This window comes from Arthrobacter sp. USHLN218, assembly GCF_037144715.1.
In the GTDB taxonomy this organism is placed as follows: domain Bacteria; phylum Actinomycetota; class Actinomycetes; order Actinomycetales; family Micrococcaceae; genus Crystallibacter.
This window is the reverse complement of the sequence record NZ_JBBCYT010000005.1, coordinates 91622-112662: the sequence shown is the minus strand read 5'-3', so window position 1 is coordinate 112662 and position 21041 is coordinate 91622. Positions and strand designations below refer to the sequence as shown.

The following is a 21041-nucleotide window of genomic DNA, read 5'->3' as shown; positions in this document are numbered from 1 at the left end:
TCAATCTCCTTGGTTCCGGCTGGAATCTGCTGGCGCCTGGTCCTCGGACCGGGCTGTAGCCTGTTGGCGCATGGACCGCTCAAGGCGCGCGTCCCGTTCCGCCAATCTGGCAAACATATCGTTATAAGCCGCGAGGTCCGCATCGTTATTCCTGTCGGCCGCCCGATCTTTACGCTTTGTTTCCCGGGCGTCGGAGCGGGACCACATCAGGGCAACGCCGACGGCGACCGCAAGGGTGGGTATTTCGCCGATCCCCCACATGATGGCACCGCCCAGCTGCTGGTCTTCCATCGCGGAGGCGCCCCAGTCGCGGCCCATGCTGCCAAACCAGGAGGCCTGGATCAGCGACGTGGAACTGGTCAGGGCCACGCCGAAGAACGCGTGGAAGGCCATGGTGGCGAACAGCAGCACCAGCCGCATCGGATACGGCGCCCGTCGCGGCAGCGGATCCTCGCCGATCATGGTGAGGATGAACAGGTAGCCGGTGAGCAGGAAGTGCAAGTTCATCAGCTCGTGGCCCACGTGCTCGTGCAGCGCGAAGCCGAACAGCGGCGTGTAGTAGAAGATGATGATCGATCCGGCGAAGTTGGCCGCGGCGAACAGCGGGTTCGTGATCACCGCCGAATACTTCGAGTGCACCGCCCAGAGGATCCACTCGCGCAGGCCGCGGCTGCCGTCCCCGCGCGGCGTCAGTGCCTTCAGGGCCAGGGTGACCGGGGAACCGAGCACCAGGAACAACGGCACCACCATGGTGAGGGCCATGTGGTCGAGCATGTGGGCGCTGAAGAGCACCATGCCGTAGACGGCCGGAGCACCGGACGTCACGTAGGTCAGGGCGAGCAGCCCCACAATCCAGCAGGCGCCGCGGGCCAGCGGCCACTTGTCGCCGCGGCGGCGCACCCGCACCATGCCGACCAGGTAGGCGATGCCGGCGATCAGCGCGAAAGCGACCCACAACCAGTCCCAGCGCCACTGCGTGACCCATGCGGAGCCGGCCAGTTCCGGCGGGAGCTGGTAGCCGGTGAGGATGCGGGCCGGAGAGGCGTCGGTGGGCAGCTCCTCCGGGGTCGGCGGTGCCGTGCGTGCCAGCGCGACGGCGACGCCGGAGACCGCGCCCATGATCAGCAGCTCGACGGCCACCAGCTGCCACAGCACGCGGGCGGCGGACTTGGAGGACAGCTGCGGGATGACCCACTGGCGGTGCATGAAGCCGATGGCGCCGAGCAGCAGCGTGGCCAGCGCCTTGACCACCACCAGCGCGCCGTAGTCGGAGGCGACCTGGTCCAGCGAGGTGATCCGGATGCCGGCATTGATCAGGCCGGAGAAGAACACCAGGCCGAAGCTCACCAGGGCCAGCGCGGAATAGCGCTGCAGCACCTTGGCGACGGTCTCCTTGGTGCCGAGGGTCCGGGAGACGAAACCGAGCGCGATGAGTCCACCCACCCAGAGGCAGACGCCGAGCAGGTGCAGGCCGATGGAGTTCACCGCCCCGTAGTGGTCATCGCCCCCGGCGGAGTGGCCGATGAGGGCCATCGGCAGCAGCCCGCCCACGGTGGCCAGGGCCAGCGTGAAGCCCAGGGCGCTGAGCGAACGGACCCCGAAGGTCAGGGTGGCGGTGATGGCGGCGACGATCGTGATCGACAGCCAGGCCTGTCCGGTCCCGATGCCCGTCATGAAACCGACCAGTGCCGATGTGAAGGCCTGGCTGCCGTTCAGGGGCATGCCGGCGACGTCGGAGAAGGTCAGGACCAGCACCGCCACCGCGGACAGCGTCCAGACGATCGCGGCGACGGAGGCCAGCGCCATGGTCCGCGCGAACGCCGGATGTTCCGGGCCGTCGTCCTCGCTATCAGCCTTGCGCGAGGGCCGCAGCCGTTTGGGCAGGATCCCGACGGCGAACACCAGCGCGCCGATCACGGCGGCAATGGAAAGATTGTGGACGGCCTTCGCGACCGGCAGCCCCCAGCGCGTCAGCGCGCCCGGATCGGAGAGCTGGCGGGTGGCGGCGGCACCGGAGAAGATCAGCGCGCCCACCAATCCGAGTACGACGGCGGCGGCGCCAGCCAGGAGCCACGCCTTGCCTATTCCTTCGGCAGAGATAGCGGCCCCCGGTCCCGGGGTGGGCCGCGGTGAAGACTGCTGTACTGATGGTGCTGGCACGCTATCCATTCTCTACCCCCAGTAGAAATTCGGCGAATCCGAAGCACCACGCTAGGCGGCAAGGCTTGGGTTAAGCTGCAAAGCCGCCGCCGGTCATCCGGCGGCGGCTTTGCAGAAGTCAGCGGTGGTTACTTCTTGGAGACGGCGGCCTTCAGCTTCGAACCGGCGGTCAGCTTGACGCTGTGGCCGGCAGCGATCTGGATGGTCTCACCGGTCTGCGGGTTGCGGCCGGTACGGGCAGCACGGTCGGTGCGCTCGACTGCGAGCCAGCCCGGGATGGTGATCTTTTCGCCCTTGGCAACGGAAGTCGCGAAGATGTCGAAAACGGCATCCAGGACGCCGTTGACAGCAGTCTGGCTCGTGCCGGCCTTTTCGGCGACAGCTGCGACCAGTTCACTTCGGTTGATAGCCAATTTATGTCCTCCTGGACTTCGTCGGTTTGTCCGAGCTTCACACGGGCGTGCAAAGCTTCTTCGCGAAAACTTACCAGCTTGCCCGCGCGAAACCGGCAAATTCCGCGTGATCTGGGCGATTTTTCCGGTATTTCGGGCGATTTTGCCGGTTTGGCAGGACGGGCCACTCCCCGGACACGCAAAAGGCGGCAGCCCCGAGGGGCTGCCGCCTTTGAGTCAGCTGTCAGGCCGGCAGAGCGCGAAAGGCTCTTACCAGCTGGACTTCTTGATGCCGGGCAGTTCGCCGGCGTGCGCCATGTTGCGGAAGCGAACGCGGGAGATGCCGAACTTCTGGAACGTACCGCGGGGGCGGCCGTCGATCTGGTCGCGGTTGCGGAGGCGGACCGGAGAAGCGTTGCGGGGCAGCTTCTGCAGGCCCACGCGGGCGGCCTCGCGGGCCTCGTCCGACGCGTTCTCGTCAACCAGGATCTTCTTCAGTTCGAGGCGCTTTTCAGCGTAGCGCTCGACAATGACCTTGCGCTGCTCGTTGCGAGCAATCTTTGACTTCTTAGCCATGTCTTAGCGCTCCTCTCGGAATTCGACGTGCTTGCGGATCTTCGGGTCGTACTTCTTCAGGACCAGGCGGTCCGGGTCGTTACGACGGTTCTTACGGGTCACGTAAGTGAAGCCGGTGCCAGCAGTGGACTTGAGCTTAATGATCGGACGTACGTCCTTGTCCTTTGCCACTAGAGCTTCACACCCTTCGCAAGGAGCTCGGTGACGACAGCGTCGATGCCGCGGACGTCAATGGTCTTGATGCCACGCGCGGAAACCTGCAGCGTGACGTTGCGGCGCAGGGACGGAACCCAGTAGCGCTTCTTCTGAATGTTCGGATCGAACCGGCGCTTGTTGCGGCGGTGCGAGTGCGAAATGCTGTGGCCAAAGCCGGGCTTGGCTCCGGTCACCTGGCAGTGTGCTGCCATTGATCTCTCCTCCAGTTTTAGTAAATATTGACGGACCTGCACAGATGCAGCTGTATTGCCTAATCTGCGTGTAAGAGCGCCCGTCACCAGTTTTGACACCGTTATTACTGCGACTTTCCGGAGGTTGACCAGGCGGGGTGAGATCCAGCCGAAGTTCCTCGCCGCGGGGAAGACGGTGAAGTCCAGGCGCTGCTTGATGCTGATTCCCGAAGGAACCGACCCAGCAACAGCCTTAAATTCTAGGTAAACGCGGCAATTCACGCAACTTGGTCCGCTCCAGTCGAAGATCGGCGGGACGGCTGCGGTTGCGTGACTCAACGCCTTCCCAGTTTAGGGTCCGACGGCGGTGCCGCCAAACCGTGCCAGGGGCGGTTTCGGGCCGGGAAGGTTGCGCAGCAGGTCGGCCAAGGCTCGCGCAGCAGGTCGGCCGGGGCCCGCGGATCGGGTCGGCCGGGACGGCCGCTCAGCTGTTCAGCCGTGGCTCGCGCAGCACCCAGCTGGCGGGCTCCAGCAAGTGCACGATCTTCTTTCCGATCCGCTCCAGATCGGCCACGTCGCGGCGGTCCAACCCGTTGAAGACCACCTTCCGCACGGACTCCACGTGCGCGGGCGCCGCCTCCTCGATGGTCTTGAAACCCTGCTCGGTCAGGGTTGCCATGGTCACGCGGGCATCCTGCTTGCACTGGCTGCGGGTGACCCAGTCGCGCTGCTCCAGCTTCTTGACCACGTGGGACAGCCGGGACAGGGACGAGTATGTCCGGGACGCCAGTTCGCTCATTGGCAGCGTCCGGTCCTCGGCTTCGGACAGCATGGCCAGGACGGTGTAGTCAAAGAGTGTGACCTTGGCTTCCTGCTGCAGGACACCATCAAGGTTCCCCGGCAGGAGGGTGGTTACGGCGAGCAGTGCGAGCCAGGCCTGGCGTTCTTCGGGATCGAGCCAACGTGCGGAAGTCATGCATCCATTTTGCCATAGAACTTGAGCCTTCAACTTTCAAACGCCGCAAGTATTTGGTGTCGCACTCACCACGGTGCGGGCAGAAGACCAAGTTGGGAAAGTGCCCTCGATGGGAGCGGTGGGCGCCCGGCCCTAGCTCGATAGATCGGCAGCGGCCCGGGCGCGCCCGGGTGGGGCGGGGGGGCCCCCCGCCCCTCGCGCCCCCGCGCCGCCCGGGCCGGCCCCGGGTTGGGGCGCGGGGCCCGGGCCGCCGTCGTACGCCGCATCCGAAAGCTAACTGCGTGCTCCGGCTGTCTCCGGCTCTGGAGCAGGTGACCGGCCGCCGTCGTACGCCGCATCCGAAAGCTAACTGCGGGCTCCGGCTGTCTCCGGCTCGCGGACCTCCGGTATTTCGACGCCGGCGGGCAGCGTCACCGGGTCGGCGGACGGCGATGCGGTGGAATGACCGGCGGGCACGAGGTCCAGCGGCATGTCGCCGATATTCAGGAGCGGGTTGCCGTCCTGCCCCGCGACCAGCTCGCGGGCCTCTGCCTGGGTATCGACCGATGGCAAGGCTCCGGGCAGCGGGCGCTTGGCGCTCTCCGGCATGCGCCAGATGGCGAGCAGGCCCAGCACGGACATCAGCGTCAGGTAGTAGGCCGGCATCAGGTCATCGCCGGTGGCCTCGATCAGCGCCTGGGTGATCAGCGGCGTCGTGCCGCCGAAGATCGCCACGGCGAAGTTGTATGCGATACCCATGGACCCGTAGCGTCCGGCCGTCGGGAACAGGGCCGGGAGTGCCGAGGCCAGGTTGCCGACGTAGAAGGAGGTGGCGGCGCCCAGGATGGCGAGGCCGACGAAGGTCGCGATGATGTTGCCCATGCCGATCAGGAGGAACGCGGGAATACCCAGCACGATGGTGATCAGCGAGCCGACCATGAGTACGGGCCGGCGCCCGATCCGGTCCGACAGCCGGCCGGTCATCGGGATCGCTGCCGCCAGCAGGATCAGCACGGGGATGGTGAGCAGCGTGCCCTGGAAGGCGTCGTAGCCCATGGTTTCCTGGAGATACGTGGGCATGTAGGAAGTCAGCGCATAGCCGACCGTGTTGGCCGCGGCGACGAGCAGCATCGCCATCACGATGGTGCGCCAGAATCGCGCGATGATCTGGCGGTAGGTCATCGGCCCCTCGACGGCTGCCGCCTTGGCCTTATCCTCCTGGGCGTCCTGGGCCGCCTGGAAGGCCGGCGACTCTTCGATCCGCATCCGGAAGTACAGGCCGACCAGGCCCAGCGGGCCGGCGAGCAGGAACGGCAGGCGCCAGCCCCACTCGAGCATGGTTTCGTCACCCAGGGTTACCTGCAGCACGGACACCACGGCGGCGCCGAGGGCAAAGCCGAGATAGCTGCCGGTATCCAGGATGCTGGCCAGGAAGCCGCGGCGCTTGTCCGGCGCGTATTCGCTGACAAAGGTGGTGGCCCCGGCGTATTCACCGCCGGTGGAGAAGCCCTGGACCAGGCGGCAGAGGACCAGCAGCACGGTGGCCCAGCCGCCGATGGCCGCGTAGGTCGGGAGCAGGCCTATGGCGAAGGTGGAGGCGGCCATCATGATCATGGTGAGGGCCAGGGTGCGCTGGCGGCCGACGCGGTCGCCGAGGCGGCCGAACAGCAGTCCGCCAATGGGGCGGGCCAGGAAGCTGACCGCGAAGACCGCGAGGCTGCCGATCAGGCCTTCGCCCTCCGCGCCGCCGGCGAAGAAGAGCTGGCCCATCGTGACCGCGAGGTAGCCGTAGATGCCGAAGTCGAACCATTCCATGCCGTTTCCGACGACGGTGCCGCCGACGGCCTTGCGCAGCATCGGCTTCTCGACAACGTTGACGTCGTCAACGCGCAGGCGCCGTTTCCGGAAGCGCAGGGCGGACTTGCCGACGGGCCGCGCGGCACGTCCGGTGCCGTGCGCGCCGGACGACGAATCCGGCTGCGCGGCGGCAGAATCGTGGTGGACGTCTTTCGGCATTTGGGCCTTCTCTCAGAGGTCATTTGCACGGGACTTTCCCTGTCCAGGACCGCTGACGGCTCCGGACAAGCCCAGTACTTTACCGATATTGACGTGTCCGTCACAGTTCGGGAGCCGGAATCGGCGGCCTGAATAGGGCCTAAAGTCCTGTCTCCGGATGCCTCCGGACCCGCGGCTGCGACGGCCCGGCGAGGGTCCGTTTACCCCTGACATTCCGCGGCGGATCCACAAGTTGCGGACGCATGAAAAAGTCCCGGATCGAACCGCGGTCCGGAATAAGTTTTGTTGTATGCGTCACACCAGGCCGGCGAGGGGCAGATTCAGGGCCGAAACCGGACCGCGGGAACGCCCTCGGGCGACCCCGCCCCGGGCATTTGAGCTGCGCCGGGGAGCGGGGATCAGACCACTCCCGCGGCCCCCAGCCAAGTGCCGATCAGGTAGGTGGCCACCAGCGCCAGCAGGCCGCCGAGCACCACCCGGACCACCGCCGGCATGATGCGCGCCCCGCCGAGGTAGGCGCCCAGTCCGCCCGTGCCGGCCAGTGCCAGCAGCGTCGCCACGAAGGCGATCGGAACACGCAGCCCCTCAGGCGGCAGGAGGATGGCCAGGGCCGGCAGCGCCGCACCGGCGATGAACGCCACGAAAGAGGCGAAAGCGGCGTGCCAGGGGCTGACCACCTCGTGCCGGTCGATGCCCAGCTCCGCCTCCAGGTGCGCCCCGAGCGCGTCATGTTCGGTCAGTTCCTTGGCGACCTGCTGCGCGGTGGCGGAGCTGACGCCCTTGGCCTCGTAGATCGCGGCCAGTTCGGCGAGTTCCTCCTCGGGCATGGTCTCCAGTTCCCACGTCTCCTTGGCGATCAGCGCCTTCTGGCTGTCGCTGGAGCTGGAAACCGAGACATATTCGCCCAGGGCCATGGAAATGGCGCCGCCGATGACCGCGGCCAGCGTGGCCGTGAGCAGGGTGCCGATGTCGGTGGTCGCACCGGCCACGCCCACCACGATGGCGGCCACGGACACAATGCCGTCATTGGCACCCAGCACGCCGGCCCGGAGCCAGTTGAGCCTGGTCGCGATGCCGCCGCCGTGCGGCTCGTCGTCGTGCTGGCCACTGGCCGTCGCGGAGGAATCAGGTTGGCTGCCCATGGTTCCTAGCGAACCACCATTCCGGGGCCGCTTCCAGCGAGGAAAGCCAAGCCTCAGCGCGGCCTGGCCCCGGGCCGGGGCCTCAGCTGCGCGGCGTGAGCGAGGTCAGCTCGGGGTACTTCGGCCGGAGGCTGTCGCCGGAGGAAACCCCGCGCAGCCGGCGGCCCAGCCAGGGGCCGAGGTGCTCGCGGGCCCAGCGCGCGTTGGCGGCCAGCGATTCCCGCCGGGACAGCGTGGCCAGCGCCGGCAGTTCCGGCAGCTCGATCAGGTCGTCATGCTGCAGCACCTCGAGCACGCGCTTGGCCATCAGCGTGTGGCCCGCCGCGGACATATGCAGCCGGTCCTCGTCCCAGTACCGCCAGTCCTGGAATTCGCGCAGCCGCCAGTAGTCCACGATCTTCGCGCCGCGCCGGTCGGCGATCTCGCGGACCCACTCGTTGTAAATCGCCGTGCGGCCGCGGGTCTTCCCGAAAACGGCCGATCCGGCGGAATCGAAGCCGGTGAAGAGCACCACGTCCGCGCCGGATTCCACCAGCCGGGCCACGCCGTCGTCGTACATTCCCATCAGCGCGTCAATGTCCACGCTGGGCCTCAGGATGTCGTTGCCGCCGGCGTAGAGCGTCACGAGGGTCGGCCGCAGCGCCAGCGCGGGCTCGAGCTGCTCCTCGATGACCTGGCGCAGCTTCCGGCCGCGGATCGCCAGGTTGGCGTAGCCCCAGTCGGCGTCGGCGAGCATCAGCTGCTCGGCCACGCGGTCCGCCCAGCCGCGGACGCCGTTGGGCAGCTTCGGATCCCGGTCGCCGACGCCTTCGGTGAAGGAATCCCCCAGGGCAACATAACGGTGCGTAAAAGTCACCATCACAGGCTAATGGACGACGGCGGTCCCCGCCTCCGCCGGTCAGCTGGCGTTGCGCGGGGCGTACATCAGCACGGCCACGCCGACGAGCGCGATGCCGGCGCCGAGGTAGTCCCAGCGGTCCGGCCGGAAGCCGTCCACGACCATGCCCCAGGCCAGCGAGCCGGCGATGAAGACCCCGCCGTAGCCGGCCAGCACGCGGCCGAAGTTGGCATCCGGCTGCAGCGCGGCGATGAAGCCGTACGCTCCCAGCGCCATGACGCCGAGGCCGGCGAACCACCAGCCGCGGTCTTCCCGCACCGTCTGCCAGATCAGCCAGGCCCCGCCGATCTCGGCCAGCGCGGCAAGGGCAAACAGGAGGGCGGATTTGGCCAGGGTCATGGCTCCATTCTCGTCCGCGGCACGCGAAGTGCGGGCCCGGCGGCGGCCCGGCGGCTCAGAGCTCGGCCTTGCCCCGGCGCCAGTAGCCCATGAAGGCCACCTGCTTGCGGTCGATTCCGACGTCGCGGACCAGGTAGCGGCGCAGTTCGCGGATCACGGCCGCCTCGCCGGCGATCCAGGCGTAGAACGGGCGGGTGGAGCCGGTGGTGGTTTCCCACAGGATGACCTGGTCGATGTCGACGTCCTCCGGCTCCGTCCCGCGTTCGGGGGTCAGGCCTGCGGCGGGAACGGCGACGGCGGTGCGGACCGCGGCATCCAGCAGCTCGCCGTGCGGCCGGGTGCCCCGGGCCAGCCAGCTGACCTGCACGCCCGCCGGGTGGACCAGGGGCTGGAAATCGGTGGCGGCCGGGACCTCAAGGATGGCATGGCCGCTCATGTCCGCCGGCATCGCCTCCAGGATGGCCGCGATGGCCGGCGCCGCCGTTTCGTCCCCGGCCAGCAATACGTGCGAGGCCAGGCCGGGCCGCCACTCGATCCCGCCGTAGGCCTTGGCGGTGGGGCAGGTTGCGGCCTCGAGGTTCGGGCCGATGATCGTGACCCGGTCCCCCGGAACCGCGGCGCTGGCCCAGACGGACGCCGGCCCGCCGTTGCCGTCCGCGTCGAAGTGCATCACGAAATCCACGTCCAGCTCGGGCCGGTCGCCGCCGCGCAGCTCGCGGACCGTGTAGGTGCGCATGGAGCCTCGGACGCTTTCGTCCAGCGAGAGCCAGTGCTGGTACCACCCGCCCGTGAGTTCCCGCGCCCCGCTGACGCCCCCGGGCACCCCGAACTCAGGCAGCGGAACCGTTGCGCCGCCGTCGTCCGTGGCCGGGATGACCACCTTGATCCGCAGGTCGAGGGTGGGACCGCCCACGCCGAACTGGCGCAGCCCCTCCCCCGCGAACGTCACGCGGCGGAAACTCGGCGAAAGCGCGCGCACCGCGGCGACCTCGACGTCGAAGGCCAGCACCGGGGTAACGGCGGCGGTTTCGGTGGCAACAGCGGTCATGATGTGCTCCGTTCGATTTGGCTGTGGTGGCGGCCGACGGGGATGACCATCGGCGTGCCGGACACGGGGTCCGGCATGACGTGCGATTCGAGGCCGAAGACCTCGGCGACCAGGGGCCCGGTCACGACGTCGGCGGGCGCGCCCTGGGCGACGACGGCTCCGGCCTTCATGGCGATCAGGTGGTCGGCGTAGCGGGCGGCCAGGTTCAGGTCGTGCAGCACGATCGCGACCGTGGTCCCGCGCCGCCGGTTGAGGTCGGTGACCAGGTCCAGCACCTCGATCTGGTGGGTCACGTCGAGGAAGGTGGTCGGCTCATCGAGCAGCAGGATGTCCGTCTCCTGCGCGAGCGCCATGGCGATCCACGCGCGCTGCCGCTGTCCGCCGGAAAGCTCGTCGACGTCCCGGCCGGCGAGCTCAAGGGTGTCGGTGGCCGCCATCGCGGTGTTGACGGCGTCCTCGTCGCGGGCGTTCCACTGGCGGAACCAGCCCTGGTGCGGGTAGCGGCCGCGGCCCACCAGCTCCGCCACGGTCAGGCCGTCCGGCGCGACCGGGGTCTGCGGCAGCAGCCCGAGCACCTTGGCCACGTCGCGGGTGGACTGGGCGTGGATGTCCTTCCCGTCCAGGAGCACGGACCCGCCGGCGGGCTTGAGCAGCCGGGCCAGCCCGCGCAGCAGCGTCGACTTGCCGCAGGCGTTGGCGCCGACGATGATCGTGACCTTCCCGGCCGGCAGCGCCACGCTCAGGTCCCGCACCACGGTGCGCCGGTCGTAGGCGAGGGTGAGGTCGCGGGCTTGCAGGGTACGCATTTAGCCTCCTCGGCCGACGCGGTTGGTGGTGACCAGCAGCCAGAGCAGGAACGGCGCTCCCAGCGCACCGGTCACCACTCCGACCGGCAGCGACGTGCCGTCGGTCAGGTACAGGGGGAACAGGTTGGCGCCGGTGAAGTCCGCTGCGAGCACGATGACCGCGCCGACCAGCGCGGAGACCGCCAGCGAGCCGGCCCCGCGCAGCAACCGGCGCGCGATCGGTCCGGACAGGAACGCCACGAACGCCACCGGGCCCGCGGCGGCGGTTGCGACGGCGGCCAGCAGCACCGCGGTCACCACCAGGCCCAGCCGTGAGGGGGCCACGCGCACGCCCAGCCCGGCCGCGGCGTCGTCGCCCATTTCCAGTCCGCGCAGGCTGCGGGCCAGCAGCGCCGTGGCGGGCAGCAGCAGCGCCAGGCTCGCCGCGAGGATGAGCACGCGGTCCCAGTTGCTGGAGTTGAGCGAGCCGTTCAGCCAGACCAGCGCGTCCTGGGCCGTGCGGATGTCGGTGCGGGTCATCAGGTAGCTGACCAGCGCCTGCATCATCGCGGCGAAGCCGATGCCCACCAGCACCAGCCGCGCCCCGGCCGCGGAGTGCCCGGAGCGCCCGGAGCGCCGGTAGGACAGCAGGTAGATCAGCAGCGCGATTCCCAGGGCCCCGAGCATCGCCGACGCGGACACGGCCAGGCCGGTGGCCCCGAAGACCACGATCGCCGCGACGGCGGACGCGCTCGCCCCGTAGCTGATGCCGATGATGTCCGGGCTGGCCAGCGGGTTGCGCAGCATCGTCTGGAAGATCGAGCCGGCGATGCCGAACGCGATCCCGATCAGCGTGCCGATCACCGCCCGCGGCAGCTTGCTCTCCATCACGATGAAGCTCGCGCCGGGAATCCGCTCCCCCGCCAGCAGCCTGACGAAGTCCGGAATCGTCACCGTGTAGGTGCCCAGGAGGACGTTGACCAGGAAGAGGACGACGACGGCGCCCGCGAGGGCGGCGCACACGAGGCGCCGGCGGTGCCGGGCCCGGTGGCGGGGCATGCTGGCGACGGCGGGCGTCGAGGGCACGGTCCGGCCGGGCAGGGCGCCCGCGGGGGCGCTCACAGCCCGGCCGTCTTCCGCCGCCGGACAATCCAGATGAACACCGGCGCGCCGATGACCGCGGTCATGATCCCGGCCTGGATCTCGCCGGGCAGCGCGACGAGGCGGCCGACGATGTCCGCGCCGAGCAGCAGCACCGGCGCGAGCAGCAGCGCGTACGGCAGGATCCACCGGTAGTCGGGGCCCGTGAACGAGCGCACCAGGTGCGGGATGACCAGCCCGACGAAGGCGATGGGGCCGGCCAGCGCGGTGGCCGCGCCGCAGAGCACCACGACGCCGAGCGCGGTGAAGGCCCGGCTGAGCCCGACCCGCTGGCCCAGCCCGCGGGCCACGTCGTCGCCGAGCGCGAAGTTATTGAGGAGCCGGCCGGTGAACAAGGTCAGCAGCAATCCGGCGCCGATGAAGGGCAGCACGGCCCCGATCGCGTCCCAGCCGCGGCCGCCCACGCTGCCGATCTGCCAGAACCGGAAGGCGTCCAGCGTGTCCTGGCTGCTGACCAGCACGCCGTTCATCAGCGAACTCAGCCCGGCGGTCAGCGCCGCCCCGGCCAGCGCCAGCTTGATCGGCGTCGCGCCTTCCCTGCCGATGCTGGCGACACCGTAGACGACGGCTGCGGCGAGCGCCGCCCCCGCAAACGCGAACCAGATGTACCCGGTCAGCTCCGCCACACCGAAGAGGTAGATTCCGGTGACCACGGCCAGCGCGGCGCCGGCATTGACGCCCAGGATGCCCGGGTCCGCCAGCGGATTGCGCGCCACCCCCTGCATCGCCGTACCCGCCACTCCCAGCGCGGCACCGACGAGCAGCCCGGTGACCGTCCGCGGGATGCGGGAATGCACCACGGCATGGTCGCCGTTGGCCGGATCGAAGTTCGTCAGCGCCTGGACCAGGGTCTCAAAAGGAATCTGCCGCGCCCCGAACGCCAGCGACGCCAGGCACACCAGCGCCAGCATCCCGAGGGCCAGCACCAACCCGGAAACCATGCGCCCGGTCCCGGCCTTTTCCCGGGACGCCGGGGGACTGGAAGACGGCAACAGCCCTGACTCGTCGCCGCGTGCCGCAACCGGGTAATCAGCGTCCGGGGTACCGTCGGCGGACGGGCGCAGCACAGCACGGACGGGTAGACGCGCCTCTGCTCCCACATTCACCTCCGGACTGGCCCAACAAGCTTAAGTAAGGCTAGCCTACGGTGATACTGATTACGAAACGATTTACTGCCCTAATGTCCCCAGCCGGCACGAAGACCCCAGCCGATCCATTGGATCCAGCCTGCCGCCGTCTCCGGGTCCTGGCCGGCAACCGGCACCCAGTAGCGCGCCGCATCTTTCCTGACTGGCCTGGCATCGGACAGGCCCATTCGCCCGAAGTTCGCGCCCCCGGCGTCGGGCACTCAGCGCCTGGTCTCGTACCTGGCCAGGACTACGCCGTCGGGGAATGTCCGGGTCTCCACCAGGGCCAGGTTCACCCAGTTGTCCAGGGCCGTAAAGAACGGCGTACCGCCGCCCACCAACACCGGCGCGGTGGCCAGCACGTACTCGTCGATCAGCCCGGCCCGCATGGCAGCTGCGGCGAGTGTGGCGCCGCCGATGTCCATGGGCCCGCCGTCCTCGGCCTTGAGCCGGGTGATCTCGGCGACCGCGTCACCGGCGACCAGGCGCGCGTTCCAGTCGACCGTGTTGATCGTCGAGGAGAACACCACCTTGGGCATGTCCTGCCACCGGCGGGCGAACTCTATCTCCGCCGGTGTCACGCCGGGCTGCTGGTCGGCGGTCGGCCAGTGCGAGCTCATCGTCTCCCAGAGTTTGCGCCCGTACAACGCCAGGTCCGTCGCACCCACCCGGTCGGACCACCACTGGAACAGCTCGTCGGACGGCACGCTCCAGCCGAGGTCGTCGCCGGGCGCGGCGACGTAGCCATCCAGGCTCACGTTCATACCGTAGATCAGTTTCCGCATGGCGCCAGCCTCCCACGAGCCGACGTTCGCCGTACAGACCGGCACTGCGCGGAAACCATCATCGGCCAGGCCACACAGCGGCCCGTGAATGAAGGCCGCCGGAACCGCGGCAGCCGTGACCCCGGCATAATCGGTCTATGCGCGCTCCCATTGTCCTGCTCCACGGCTGGGCGTGCCCGGCAAGCTACTGGAACCCGGTGGCCGGGGTGCTCCGGGAGGCCGGGCGCCAGGTCCTGAACCTCGACCTGCCTGGCTACGGGGCGCCGCTCGAGCCGGACTTCGAGTGGACGGTGGAGAACGTTGCGGCCATGTTCGCGCTCGAACTCTCCGCCCGCTCGCCCGTCCACTGGGTGGGGCATTCGCTCGGCGGCAGCATCGCCGTCACCATCGCGGCGCGCTACCCGCGGACGACGGCGTCACTCACCCTGGTGGGCATGGTGCCGGTGGCGCCGTCCGCGGCGGCGGAGGAAAAGCTGCGCCGACTCTTCGGCGGGCCGGGAGCGCCTGATGAAGATGCAGCCGAGGAAATGCTTGCGGCATGGTTCCGCGGGGGCGAAGAACCACTGGACGAGGACCGCGAGAGGTTCCTGGCCCCCTTCAGGCTGCCGCCCGCCGTCGTACGCCAAAGCATGGAGGCCGGGATCACCGGTGCCGCCGAGGACGTGCCCGGATTGGTCACGGCCCCGACGCTCGTGGTGACGGGAACGCGGGACGGCACACGAACCCCTGACGCGGTGAAGGAGTTCCTGCTCGGGCACCCCGATTGGCAGCACGAACTGGTCACGGATGCCGGGCACATGGTGCATTGGGAACACCCAAAGGCCTGCGCGGCGGCCGTCCTGCGGCATATCAGGATGGCCGAAGGCCAGATGCCACCGGAGCTCGGGGCGGCGCGGGACTGAAGGCTGCGGGCGGTGAGCTGCCACGACTGCCGGACAGCCGGTCGGCAGCGGCTGCCCGGCAAGCGGTCGGCTACGGTTTCCGGGCGGCGTGGGTTTCTTTCTGCACCACGGGCATGATCTCGGTGGCGAGCAGTTCGATCGACTTGGCGGTCTCGGCGAAGGGCAGGCCGCCGAGGCCGACCTGGGCCATGTAGCGGTCGTGGCCGAAGGTCTCGTACTGCACCATGAGCTTGTCGATGATCTCCTGGGGGCTGCCGGCGAGCAGGCCGCCGCCGGGTCCGGCCCAGGCGTCGAATGTCTCGCGCGGGAAGTGTCCCGCGGGGCGGGGCATGTTCTGCTCGAAGTAGGCGCGGTAATACGGGTAGAAGGTGTCGCGGGCCTGCTGCGACGTGGGGGCGGCAAAGAAGTGGCCGCCCGTCCCGATGGGCAGGGCCTGCGGATCATGCCCATGCGCTGCTGCGGTCTGGCGGTAGTACTCGACATGCCGGGCGAAGTGCTGCGGCCCGGAGAGCAGCGCGATATAGAGGGGCAGGCCGAGGCGGCCGGCCCGCTCGAAGGACGCGGGCGTGCCGCCGACACCGACCCAAACGGGCAGCCTCTCCTGCAGCGGGCGAGGGGCGATGTCCATCCCGTCGATACTGTGGTGGCAGGTCCCGCGCCAGGTGAGCTGCTCCTGCTCGCGGGCGGCCAGCAGGAGCTGCAGCTTCTCCTCGAAGAGGCCGTCATAGTCGGACAGGTCGTAGCCGAACAGCGGGTAGGACTCGGTGAAGGCGCCGCGGCCGGCGATGATCTCCGCGCGGCCGTCCGAGATGAGGTCCAAGGTGGCGAACTGCTCGAACAGGCGCACCGGGTCCTGGGTGGAGAGGACCGTGACGGCGGTGGCCAGGCGAAGGTTCGTCGTCTCCCGCGCGATCGCGGCCAGGACGACCTCCGGAGCGGAGATGGCGAAGTCCTTGCGGTGGTGCTCCCCCAGCCCGATGAAGCCGATGCCGGCCTGGTCCGCGAGCTTGGCCAGTTCGATCAGCTCCTTTAGCCGCCGGTGCGGGGAAAGCGCCTCGCCGGTGGTGACGTTCCGGGTCAGCTCGCCGAAGGTAAAGATGCCGAAGTCCACTGATCTGCTCCTTATTGAAGATGGTCATCGAAGATTGCCGCTAATACTTGAAGCTTCATCCAATCCCGATTATTCCTCCCGAAAGGACCTACCCGGGAGTAACATTGGATGACAGCTAAAAGGTTCTGCCGGACCTGGGCAGGAACCTGGAGTCAAAGGGGACTGCCATGAGCACTGGAACCGATCGTCACGTGGCCGCCGGCGGAGGGGCGAACGTCAGCGAGCGCGAAGCCCGGGAGGTCGCCGAACAGGCGCGCGAATCCGAGTGGCGGCGGCCCAGCTTTGCCAAGAACCTGTACCTGGGGCGCTTCGACCTGGGGCTGATCCATCCGCATCCGGTGCCCTCCGCGGACGCGGAGGCCGCGGGCGAATCCTTCCTGGTCAGGCTCGAGGAATATGCGCGCACCATGGACGGGGCGCGGATCGAACGTGAGAGCCTCATTCCGGACGAGTACCTGGCGGGGCTGGCCCGGCTCGGCGCCTTCGGCATGAAGATTCCCGCGGAATACGGCGGCCTGGGACTATCGCTGCTGCATTACGGACGGGCTCTGATGCTGCTCGGCTCGGTCCACCCCAGCCTGGGGGCGCTGCTCTCGGCGCATCAGTCCATCGGCGTGCCGGAACCGGTCAAGGTTTTCGGCACCGAGGCGCAGAAGCGGCAGTTCCTCCCCCGCTGTGCGGCCGGCGCCGTTTCGGCATTCCTCCTCACGGAGCCCGATGTCGGTTCCGACCCGGCGCGCCTCGGCACCACCGCGGTGCCTGCGGACGACGGCGCAGCCTACCTGCTCAACGGCACCAAGCTCTGGACGACCAACGGCGTCATCGCCGAACTCGCCGTGATCATGGCCAAGGTCCCGCCGCACAACGGCGGCCCCGGCGGCATCACCGCGTTTGTGGTGGAGGCCGATTCGCCGGGCATCACGGTGGAGAACCGCAACGCGTTCATGGGGCTGCGCGGCATCGAGAACGGACTGACCAGGTTCGACAACGTGCGCGTGCCGGCGGAAAACCGGCTGGGCAAGGAAGGCCAGGGCCTGAAGATCGCGCTGACCACGCTCAACACCGGCCGGCTGTCCATCCCCGCCCTCTGCGCGGCGTCCGGGAAATGGTCGCTGAAGATCGCGCGCGAATGGTCCGCCGCCCGGGTGCAGTGGGGCCGGCCGATCGGCAAGCATGAGGCGGTGAGCCAGAAGATCTCCTTCATTGCGGCGACGGCGTTCGCGCTGGAGGCGGTCTTCGAGCTGTCCGCGTCGATGGCGGATGTGGGGGCCCGGGACATCAGGATCGAGGCGGCCCTGGCCAAACTCTGGTCCAGCGAGATGGCGTGCCGCATCGCCGATGAGCTCGTCCAGCTCCGCGGCGGCCGCGGTTATGAGACGGCGGCCTCGCTGGCGGCGCGCGGCGAACGCGCCGTCCCGGCCGAACAGCAGCTGCGCGACCTGCGGATCAACCGCATTTTCGAGGGCTCCAGCGAGATCATGCGCCTGCTGATCGCACGGGAAGCCGTCGATGCCCACCTGGCCGCCGCCGGGGAACTGGCCTCCGCCGAGGCCGACCTCGCGGCGAAGGCCAAGGCCGCGATGGGCGCGAGCGGCTTCTATGCGCGCTGGCTGCCCGGCCTGTTCGCCGGCGAGGGCATGAACCCGACCGCCTACCGGGACTTCGGCGAGCTGGCCGGCCATCTCCGCTTTGTCGAACGCAGCAGCCGCAAGCTGGCCCGGCACACCTTCGCGGGCATGGGCCGATGGCAGGCCCGGCTGGAGCACCACCAGGTCTTCCTCGGCCGGATCGTGGACATCGGGGCCGAGCTCTTCGCCATGGCCGCCTGCTGCAGCCGCGCCCAGCTGCTGCTGTCCCAGCACCCGGAGCACGGCAAGGCGGCCTACCAGCTGGCGGATACGTTCTGCCTGCAGTCCCGCGAGCGCGTGCGGACGCTGTTCGCGGACCTGTGGCGCAATTCCGACGCGGCGGACAACCGGCTGGCGGACCGGGTCCTCGGCGGGAACTACACCTGGCTGGAAAGCGGCGTGCTCGATCCGTCCGAGGGTACCGGGCCGTGGATCGCGGAGCCGGCCGAGGGCGCCCCCGCGAGGGAGGACCTGCACCGCCGCTACCGCTAGCCGCGCCCTCCCCTGCCGATACAGTGGACCCAGGCCCCCGCCGTCGTCGTAAAGGAGTTCCGCATGGGCAGGCACTGGGACCGGCTCGATGAGAGCCTGCGCCCGCAGGTGCAGGCCAGCACCGAGGAGTTCGCGCGCGTGCGCCCGGAGCTCGAGAAGGTCACGCGGGAGATGCAGTCGACCATCCGGGACGTGTTCAGGGACGCGGAACCCGCGCCGCTGTTTGTCGCCGCCCGAACCAAGAGCCTTGAGTCCTTCCGCGACAAGGCTTCCCGGACCATGCCCGCGCAGGAGCCGGGCCACCCGCCGGTGCTGGAGTTCCCGGATCCGCTGCGGCAGCTCAACGACCTGGTCGGCGTGCGCGTGATCGTCAGCCTGCCGCACGAAATCCGCGAGGCCGCGCACCTGCTCAAGCGCCAGCGCAGCGAGTTCGACTGCCGCAGCGACCGCGAGAAGGACATCGGCTACATCGAGTCCGGCACCTACGGCTACTCCAGCCGGCACCTGATCATGCGGACCATCCAGAACGACGTGGTCAAGGAGTACCAGCGCGTGCTCGGGGAGCCGGCCAAGCCGAACGGCAGCTACATCTTCGAGGTCCAGATCCGCACGATCCTGGCGCACGCGTGGTCCGAGATCGAGCACGGCATCCGGTTCAAAGCGGCGGATCCGCGCGCCTGGAGCCCGTACTTCGACCGCCAGTTCATTGCGACGGCGGCGATGCTGGAATCCGTGGAGACCGTCTTCTCCGAGCTGCACGAGCGCTACGAGGCGGTGACCGGCTACTGGGACGAGGACGGCGAGGGGGACGCGCCGCTGACGCCCAACCGGATCCGCGAGGTGTGGCAGACCCTGCTGCCGCACGTGGACCGGAAGGCGGACGACGACTGGGGCTGGGCGGCCGAGCTGCTCGCCGCCCACGGGCTGCGCCGGACGATCGAACTGGCGGGGCTGCTCGAGGCCGACGCGATCACCAAGGTCCGCCGGGCGCTGGAGCACCGCTACTCCCCCGGGCCGGACCGGCTCCTGGACGACGTCTTGCTGTGGCGCTTCGGCAAGCGGCACATCGAGCTCACCGCCGGGGAGGACAACCATCGGCGCGAGAGCCTGCTCCGGCGGCACCGGCAGATGGAGGCGTACCGGCAGGCCCACGAGGGCGATGCCTGAGGCGCGGGGTGCTGCGCAGGATTCCGCCCCTGCGCCTTAGCCCTTGCGGCGGCGAAGCCAGGCGCCGGGCTTGCCGGTGGCGATCAGCATGGCCGCCGCTGTCAGGGCAATCCCGGCGAGGGTCAGCGGCCCCACCGTGCTACCCGCCGAGGGCCACGCGATGTCCAGCACGACCGAACCGACCAGCTGGCCGCAGATCACCGTAAGGCTGGTCAGCAGGACGCCGGTGCTGGCCACGCTGATCGTTGCGCTGGCGAGGACCAGCGCCCCGAGCGGGCCGCCGAGGTACAGCCACCACGGGCCGCCCGCCAGCACCGCCCGGCCGCTCAGCGCGGCCTGCGCCGCCCACAGGACCAGCAGCACGGCAGTCCCGGCGGCGAAATTCAGGAACGTGGAGATGACAGGGCTGCCGTGCACCGTCCCCATCTGGCCGAGCATGCCCTGCTGCACACTCTGCAGCAGCCCGGAGAACAGCGGGATCAGCATGAGCAGGACCAGCCGAGCGCCCTCCGGCCCGGGGCCGGCGGGTCCGTCGGCCGCGAAGTGCGCGCTCGCGGCGACCACCGCGGCGGCGAAGGCCAGGACCGCCCCCGCCACCCGGGCGCCGCTGACGCCGATCTTGCGGCCCGGCCCCAGCCCCATCCGGTCGACGGCGAGGCTCGAGACCATCTGGCCCGTGACGATCGCAATGGTGAACAGGGACAGTCCAATCGGGCCGACCGTGGCGGCCTGGGCGAAAATGTAGAACGCGCCGATCGTGCCGGCCACAAGCCACCAGCGCGGATACTCGCGGCGCTTCAGGACCGCCGGGACCGCGCCAAGCCGGGCCCGCGCGGCCGGTCGCAGCAGCGCAAAGGCCAGCACCGCGATCAGCCCGGCAGCAAAGCTCACCAGCGCCGCACCCAGCCGGTCCTGCAGTGCGATCCCGAGCTCGCTGGTCACCCGGCTCTGCACGGCCAACCCGGACCCGCCCAGCAGCGCCAGCCCCAACGCCAGCGGCGCCGGCAGCCGGATGCCCTCGCGCGCGGGCTTGGCTCGGGGACGCTCGGATCGCACGAGCCCAACGCTACCCGCCGCCGAAGCAAACCGTCCCCGCCAAGCCGCGGTCCGCCGTCGTCCGCCCGCTCTTGACCTTGACCTTGACCTTGACCTTGACGCAGCGTCAACCTCCATAGTGGAACCCATGACAACACGACCGGACACGGGGACCGCCGAGTGGTCCATCCAGGAGGTGGCCAAGGCGGCCGGCACCACCAGCCGGACGCTGCGGCATTACCAGGACGCCGGGCTGCTGGCGCCGAGCAGGATCGGGCACAACGGGTACCGCTATTACGACGGCGGCTGCCTCCTTCGGCTGCAGCGGATCCTTCTGCTGCGCGGGCTGGGGCTGGGGCTGCCCGGGATTGCCGCCGTGCTCGCGGGCAGCACGGACACGGCCGAGGCGCTGCGCGGACACCTGGACCTGCTGCTGCAGGAACGGGACCGCCTCGAGCGGCAGATCGAATCCGTCCGGACGACGATCAGGAAGACAGAGAGGGGCGAGGAGCTCATGGCCGAGGAAATGTTCAATGGGTTCGACCACACGCAGTACAAGGAAGAGGTCGAGCAGCGCTGGGGCAAGGACGCCTATGCCAAGGGCGACCGCTGGTGGCGCGGCCTGACCGAGGCGGAGCGGTCGGCCTGGCAGGAGCGGAGCCGGCGCCTGCTGCAGGACTGGGTAGCCGCGGCCGATGCAGGTGCGGCGCCCGACAGCGAGGAGGCGCAGGAGCTGGCGCGGCGGCAGTTCGAATGGCTGGCCGGAGCGAACGGCGGGCAGGACGTGTCCTACGGCTACTTCACCGGGCTCGGCGGGATGTACGTGGCGGACCCGCGCTTCGGCGCCAACTACGGCGGCGAAGCCGGGGCCTCCTTCGTGCGCGACGCGATGCAGGTCTACGCCGACCGGCACCTGGCCTAGCTGCGCCCTGGGCG

General features: G+C 69.4%; 21 protein-coding genes. 4 read left to right on the top strand and 17 right to left on the bottom strand.

The features are described 5' to 3' along the window. The 15 genes from WFH44_RS12895 to WFH44_RS12825 form a co-directional block, all read right to left on the bottom strand. Positions 1-2169, bottom strand: a complete 2169-nt coding sequence (locus WFH44_RS12895) for a cytochrome c oxidase assembly protein (protein ID WP_442892906.1) — start codon at positions 2167-2169, stop codon at positions 1-3. A 119-nt stretch (positions 2170-2288) separates the two neighbouring features. Further along, positions 2289-2573 carry an HU family DNA-binding protein gene (locus tag WFH44_RS12890; protein ID WP_264797324.1) on the bottom strand — a complete coding sequence of 95 codons (285 nt, stop codon included), beginning with the start codon at positions 2571-2573 and terminating at the stop codon, positions 2289-2291. 249 nt (positions 2574-2822) lie between these two features. After that, positions 2823-3128: a 30S ribosomal protein S14 gene (rpsN, locus tag WFH44_RS12885; RefSeq protein ID WP_264797322.1), complete on the bottom strand. Its 306-nt coding sequence runs from the start codon at positions 3126-3128 to the stop codon at positions 2823-2825. Between the two features lie 3 nt (positions 3129-3131). Beyond that, positions 3132-3299, bottom strand: a complete 168-nt coding sequence (gene rpmG, locus WFH44_RS12880; protein WP_005266311.1) for a 50S ribosomal protein L33 — start codon at positions 3297-3299, stop codon at positions 3132-3134. Further along, positions 3299-3535 (bottom strand): 50S ribosomal protein L28, encoded by a 237-nt coding sequence (rpmB, locus tag WFH44_RS12875; protein WP_262108008.1) that lies wholly within the window; start codon positions 3533-3535, stop codon positions 3299-3301. The genes rpmG and rpmB overlap by 1 nt, the downstream gene beginning before the upstream one ends. Before the next feature lie 463 nt (positions 3536-3998). Then, complete coding sequence (locus WFH44_RS12870) at positions 3999-4490, bottom strand: MarR family winged helix-turn-helix transcriptional regulator (protein WP_336714276.1); 492 nt, start codon at positions 4488-4490, stop codon at positions 3999-4001. A 345-nt stretch (positions 4491-4835) separates the two neighbouring features. Next, positions 4836-6485, bottom strand: coding sequence for an MFS transporter (locus tag WFH44_RS12865; protein ID WP_336714275.1), 1650 nt, complete (start codon positions 6483-6485; stop codon positions 4836-4838). A gap of 398 nt (positions 6486-6883) precedes the next feature. Beyond that, complete coding sequence (locus tag WFH44_RS12860) at positions 6884-7627, bottom strand: VIT1/CCC1 transporter family protein (protein WP_336714274.1); 744 nt, start codon at positions 7625-7627, stop codon at positions 6884-6886. Positions 7628-7709: 82 nt separating this feature from the next. Beyond that, positions 7710-8483, bottom strand: coding sequence for an SGNH/GDSL hydrolase family protein (locus WFH44_RS12855; RefSeq protein WP_336714554.1), 774 nt, complete (start codon positions 8481-8483; stop codon positions 7710-7712). A 42-nt stretch (positions 8484-8525) separates the two neighbouring features. Next, positions 8526-8864: a YnfA family protein gene (locus tag WFH44_RS12850; protein ID WP_336714273.1), complete on the bottom strand. Its 339-nt coding sequence runs from the start codon at positions 8862-8864 to the stop codon at positions 8526-8528. 55 nt (positions 8865-8919) lie between these two features. Beyond that, complete coding sequence (locus WFH44_RS12845; protein WP_336714272.1) at positions 8920-9912, bottom strand: siderophore-interacting protein; 993 nt, start codon at positions 9910-9912, stop codon at positions 8920-8922. Further along, entirely contained in the window at positions 9909-10718 is an 810-nt protein-coding gene (locus WFH44_RS12840; RefSeq protein ID WP_336714271.1) for an ABC transporter ATP-binding protein, read from the bottom strand. The genes WFH44_RS12845 and WFH44_RS12840 overlap by 4 nt, the downstream gene beginning before the upstream one ends. Then, positions 10719-11756 (bottom strand): FecCD family ABC transporter permease, encoded by a 1038-nt coding sequence (locus WFH44_RS12835; protein WP_336714553.1) that lies wholly within the window; start codon positions 11754-11756, stop codon positions 10719-10721. A 59-nt stretch (positions 11757-11815) separates the two neighbouring features. Next, the gene (locus WFH44_RS12830; protein WP_336714270.1) at positions 11816-12799 is read right to left on the bottom strand and encodes a FecCD family ABC transporter permease; all 984 of its coding nucleotides are present in this window, start codon (positions 12797-12799) and stop codon (positions 11816-11818) included. A 407-nt stretch (positions 12800-13206) separates the two neighbouring features. Next, entirely contained in the window at positions 13207-13770 is a 564-nt protein-coding gene (locus WFH44_RS12825; RefSeq protein ID WP_336714269.1) for a dihydrofolate reductase family protein, read from the bottom strand. Between the two features lie 137 nt (positions 13771-13907). On the opposite strand from WFH44_RS12825, the gene WFH44_RS12820 reads away from it, so the two are divergent. Then, on the top strand, positions 13908-14672 hold the full coding sequence (locus WFH44_RS12820; protein WP_336714267.1) for an alpha/beta fold hydrolase: 765 nt from the start codon (positions 13908-13910) through the stop codon (positions 14670-14672). Positions 14673-14742: 70 nt separating this feature from the next. On the opposite strand, the gene WFH44_RS12815 is transcribed toward WFH44_RS12820, so the two are convergent. After that, the gene (locus WFH44_RS12815; protein ID WP_336714265.1) at positions 14743-15783 is read right to left on the bottom strand and encodes an LLM class flavin-dependent oxidoreductase; all 1041 of its coding nucleotides are present in this window, start codon (positions 15781-15783) and stop codon (positions 14743-14745) included. Between the two features lie 167 nt (positions 15784-15950). On the opposite strand from WFH44_RS12815, the gene WFH44_RS12810 reads away from it, so the two are divergent. Beyond that, positions 15951-17903, top strand: a complete 1953-nt coding sequence (locus WFH44_RS12810; protein WP_336714264.1) for an acyl-CoA dehydrogenase family protein — start codon at positions 15951-15953, stop codon at positions 17901-17903. Between the two features lie 63 nt (positions 17904-17966). Then, positions 17967-19070 (top strand): GTP pyrophosphokinase, encoded by a 1104-nt coding sequence (locus WFH44_RS12805; RefSeq protein ID WP_336714262.1) that lies wholly within the window; start codon positions 17967-17969, stop codon positions 19068-19070. 36 nt (positions 19071-19106) lie between these two features. Here WFH44_RS12805 and WFH44_RS12800 read toward each other — a convergent pair whose 3' ends face one another. Continuing rightward, positions 19107-20126 (bottom strand): DMT family transporter, encoded by a 1020-nt coding sequence (locus WFH44_RS12800; RefSeq protein WP_336714261.1) that lies wholly within the window; start codon positions 20124-20126, stop codon positions 19107-19109. 127 nt (positions 20127-20253) lie between these two features. Between WFH44_RS12800 and WFH44_RS12795 the strand changes: the two genes are divergently transcribed. Then, positions 20254-21027, top strand: coding sequence for a MerR family transcriptional regulator (locus WFH44_RS12795; RefSeq protein WP_336714260.1), 774 nt, complete (start codon positions 20254-20256; stop codon positions 21025-21027). Positions 21028-21041 lie beyond the last annotated feature (14 nt).

Bases quoted from the DNA above. Each gene is read 5' to 3' on its own strand.
- rpsN (WP_264797322.1), bottom strand. From the start codon at position 3,128: ATGGCTAAGAAGTCAAAGATTGCTCGCAACGAGCAGCGCAAGGTCATT.
- WFH44_RS12810 (WP_336714264.1), top strand. From the start codon at position 15,951: ATGAGCACTGGAACCGATCGTCACGTGGCCGCCGGCGGAGGGGCGAAC.
- WFH44_RS12895 (WP_442892906.1), bottom strand. From the start codon at position 2,169: ATGGATAGCGTGCCAGCACCATCAGTACAGCAGTCTTCACCGCGGCCC.
- WFH44_RS12845 (WP_336714272.1), bottom strand. From the start codon at position 9,912: ATGACCGCTGTTGCCACCGAAACCGCCGCCGTTACCCCGGTGCTGGCC.
- WFH44_RS12830 (WP_336714270.1), bottom strand. From the start codon at position 12,799: ATGGTTTCCGGGTTGGTGCTGGCCCTCGGGATGCTGGCGCTGGTGTGC.
- WFH44_RS12840 (WP_336714271.1), bottom strand. From the start codon at position 10,718: ATGCGTACCCTGCAAGCCCGCGACCTCACCCTCGCCTACGACCGGCGC.
- WFH44_RS12805 (WP_336714262.1), top strand. From the start codon at position 17,967: ATGGGCAGGCACTGGGACCGGCTCGATGAGAGCCTGCGCCCGCAGGTG.
- WFH44_RS12835 (WP_336714553.1), bottom strand. From the start codon at position 11,756: ATGCCCCGCCACCGGGCCCGGCACCGCCGGCGCCTCGTGTGCGCCGCC.
- WFH44_RS12865 (WP_336714275.1), bottom strand. From the start codon at position 6,485: ATGCCGAAAGACGTCCACCACGATTCTGCCGCCGCGCAGCCGGATTCG.
- WFH44_RS12795 (WP_336714260.1), top strand. From the start codon at position 20,254: ATGACAACACGACCGGACACGGGGACCGCCGAGTGGTCCATCCAGGAG.
- rpmB (WP_262108008.1), bottom strand. From the start codon at position 3,535: ATGGCAGCACACTGCCAGGTGACCGGAGCCAAGCCCGGCTTTGGCCAC.
- WFH44_RS12825 (WP_336714269.1), bottom strand. From the start codon at position 13,770: ATGCGGAAACTGATCTACGGTATGAACGTGAGCCTGGATGGCTACGTC.
- WFH44_RS12860 (WP_336714274.1), bottom strand. From the start codon at position 7,627: ATGGGCAGCCAACCTGATTCCTCCGCGACGGCCAGTGGCCAGCACGAC.
- WFH44_RS12850 (WP_336714273.1), bottom strand. From the start codon at position 8,864: ATGACCCTGGCCAAATCCGCCCTCCTGTTTGCCCTTGCCGCGCTGGCC.
- WFH44_RS12870 (WP_336714276.1), bottom strand. From the start codon at position 4,490: ATGACTTCCGCACGTTGGCTCGATCCCGAAGAACGCCAGGCCTGGCTC.
- WFH44_RS12820 (WP_336714267.1), top strand. From the start codon at position 13,908: ATGCGCGCTCCCATTGTCCTGCTCCACGGCTGGGCGTGCCCGGCAAGC.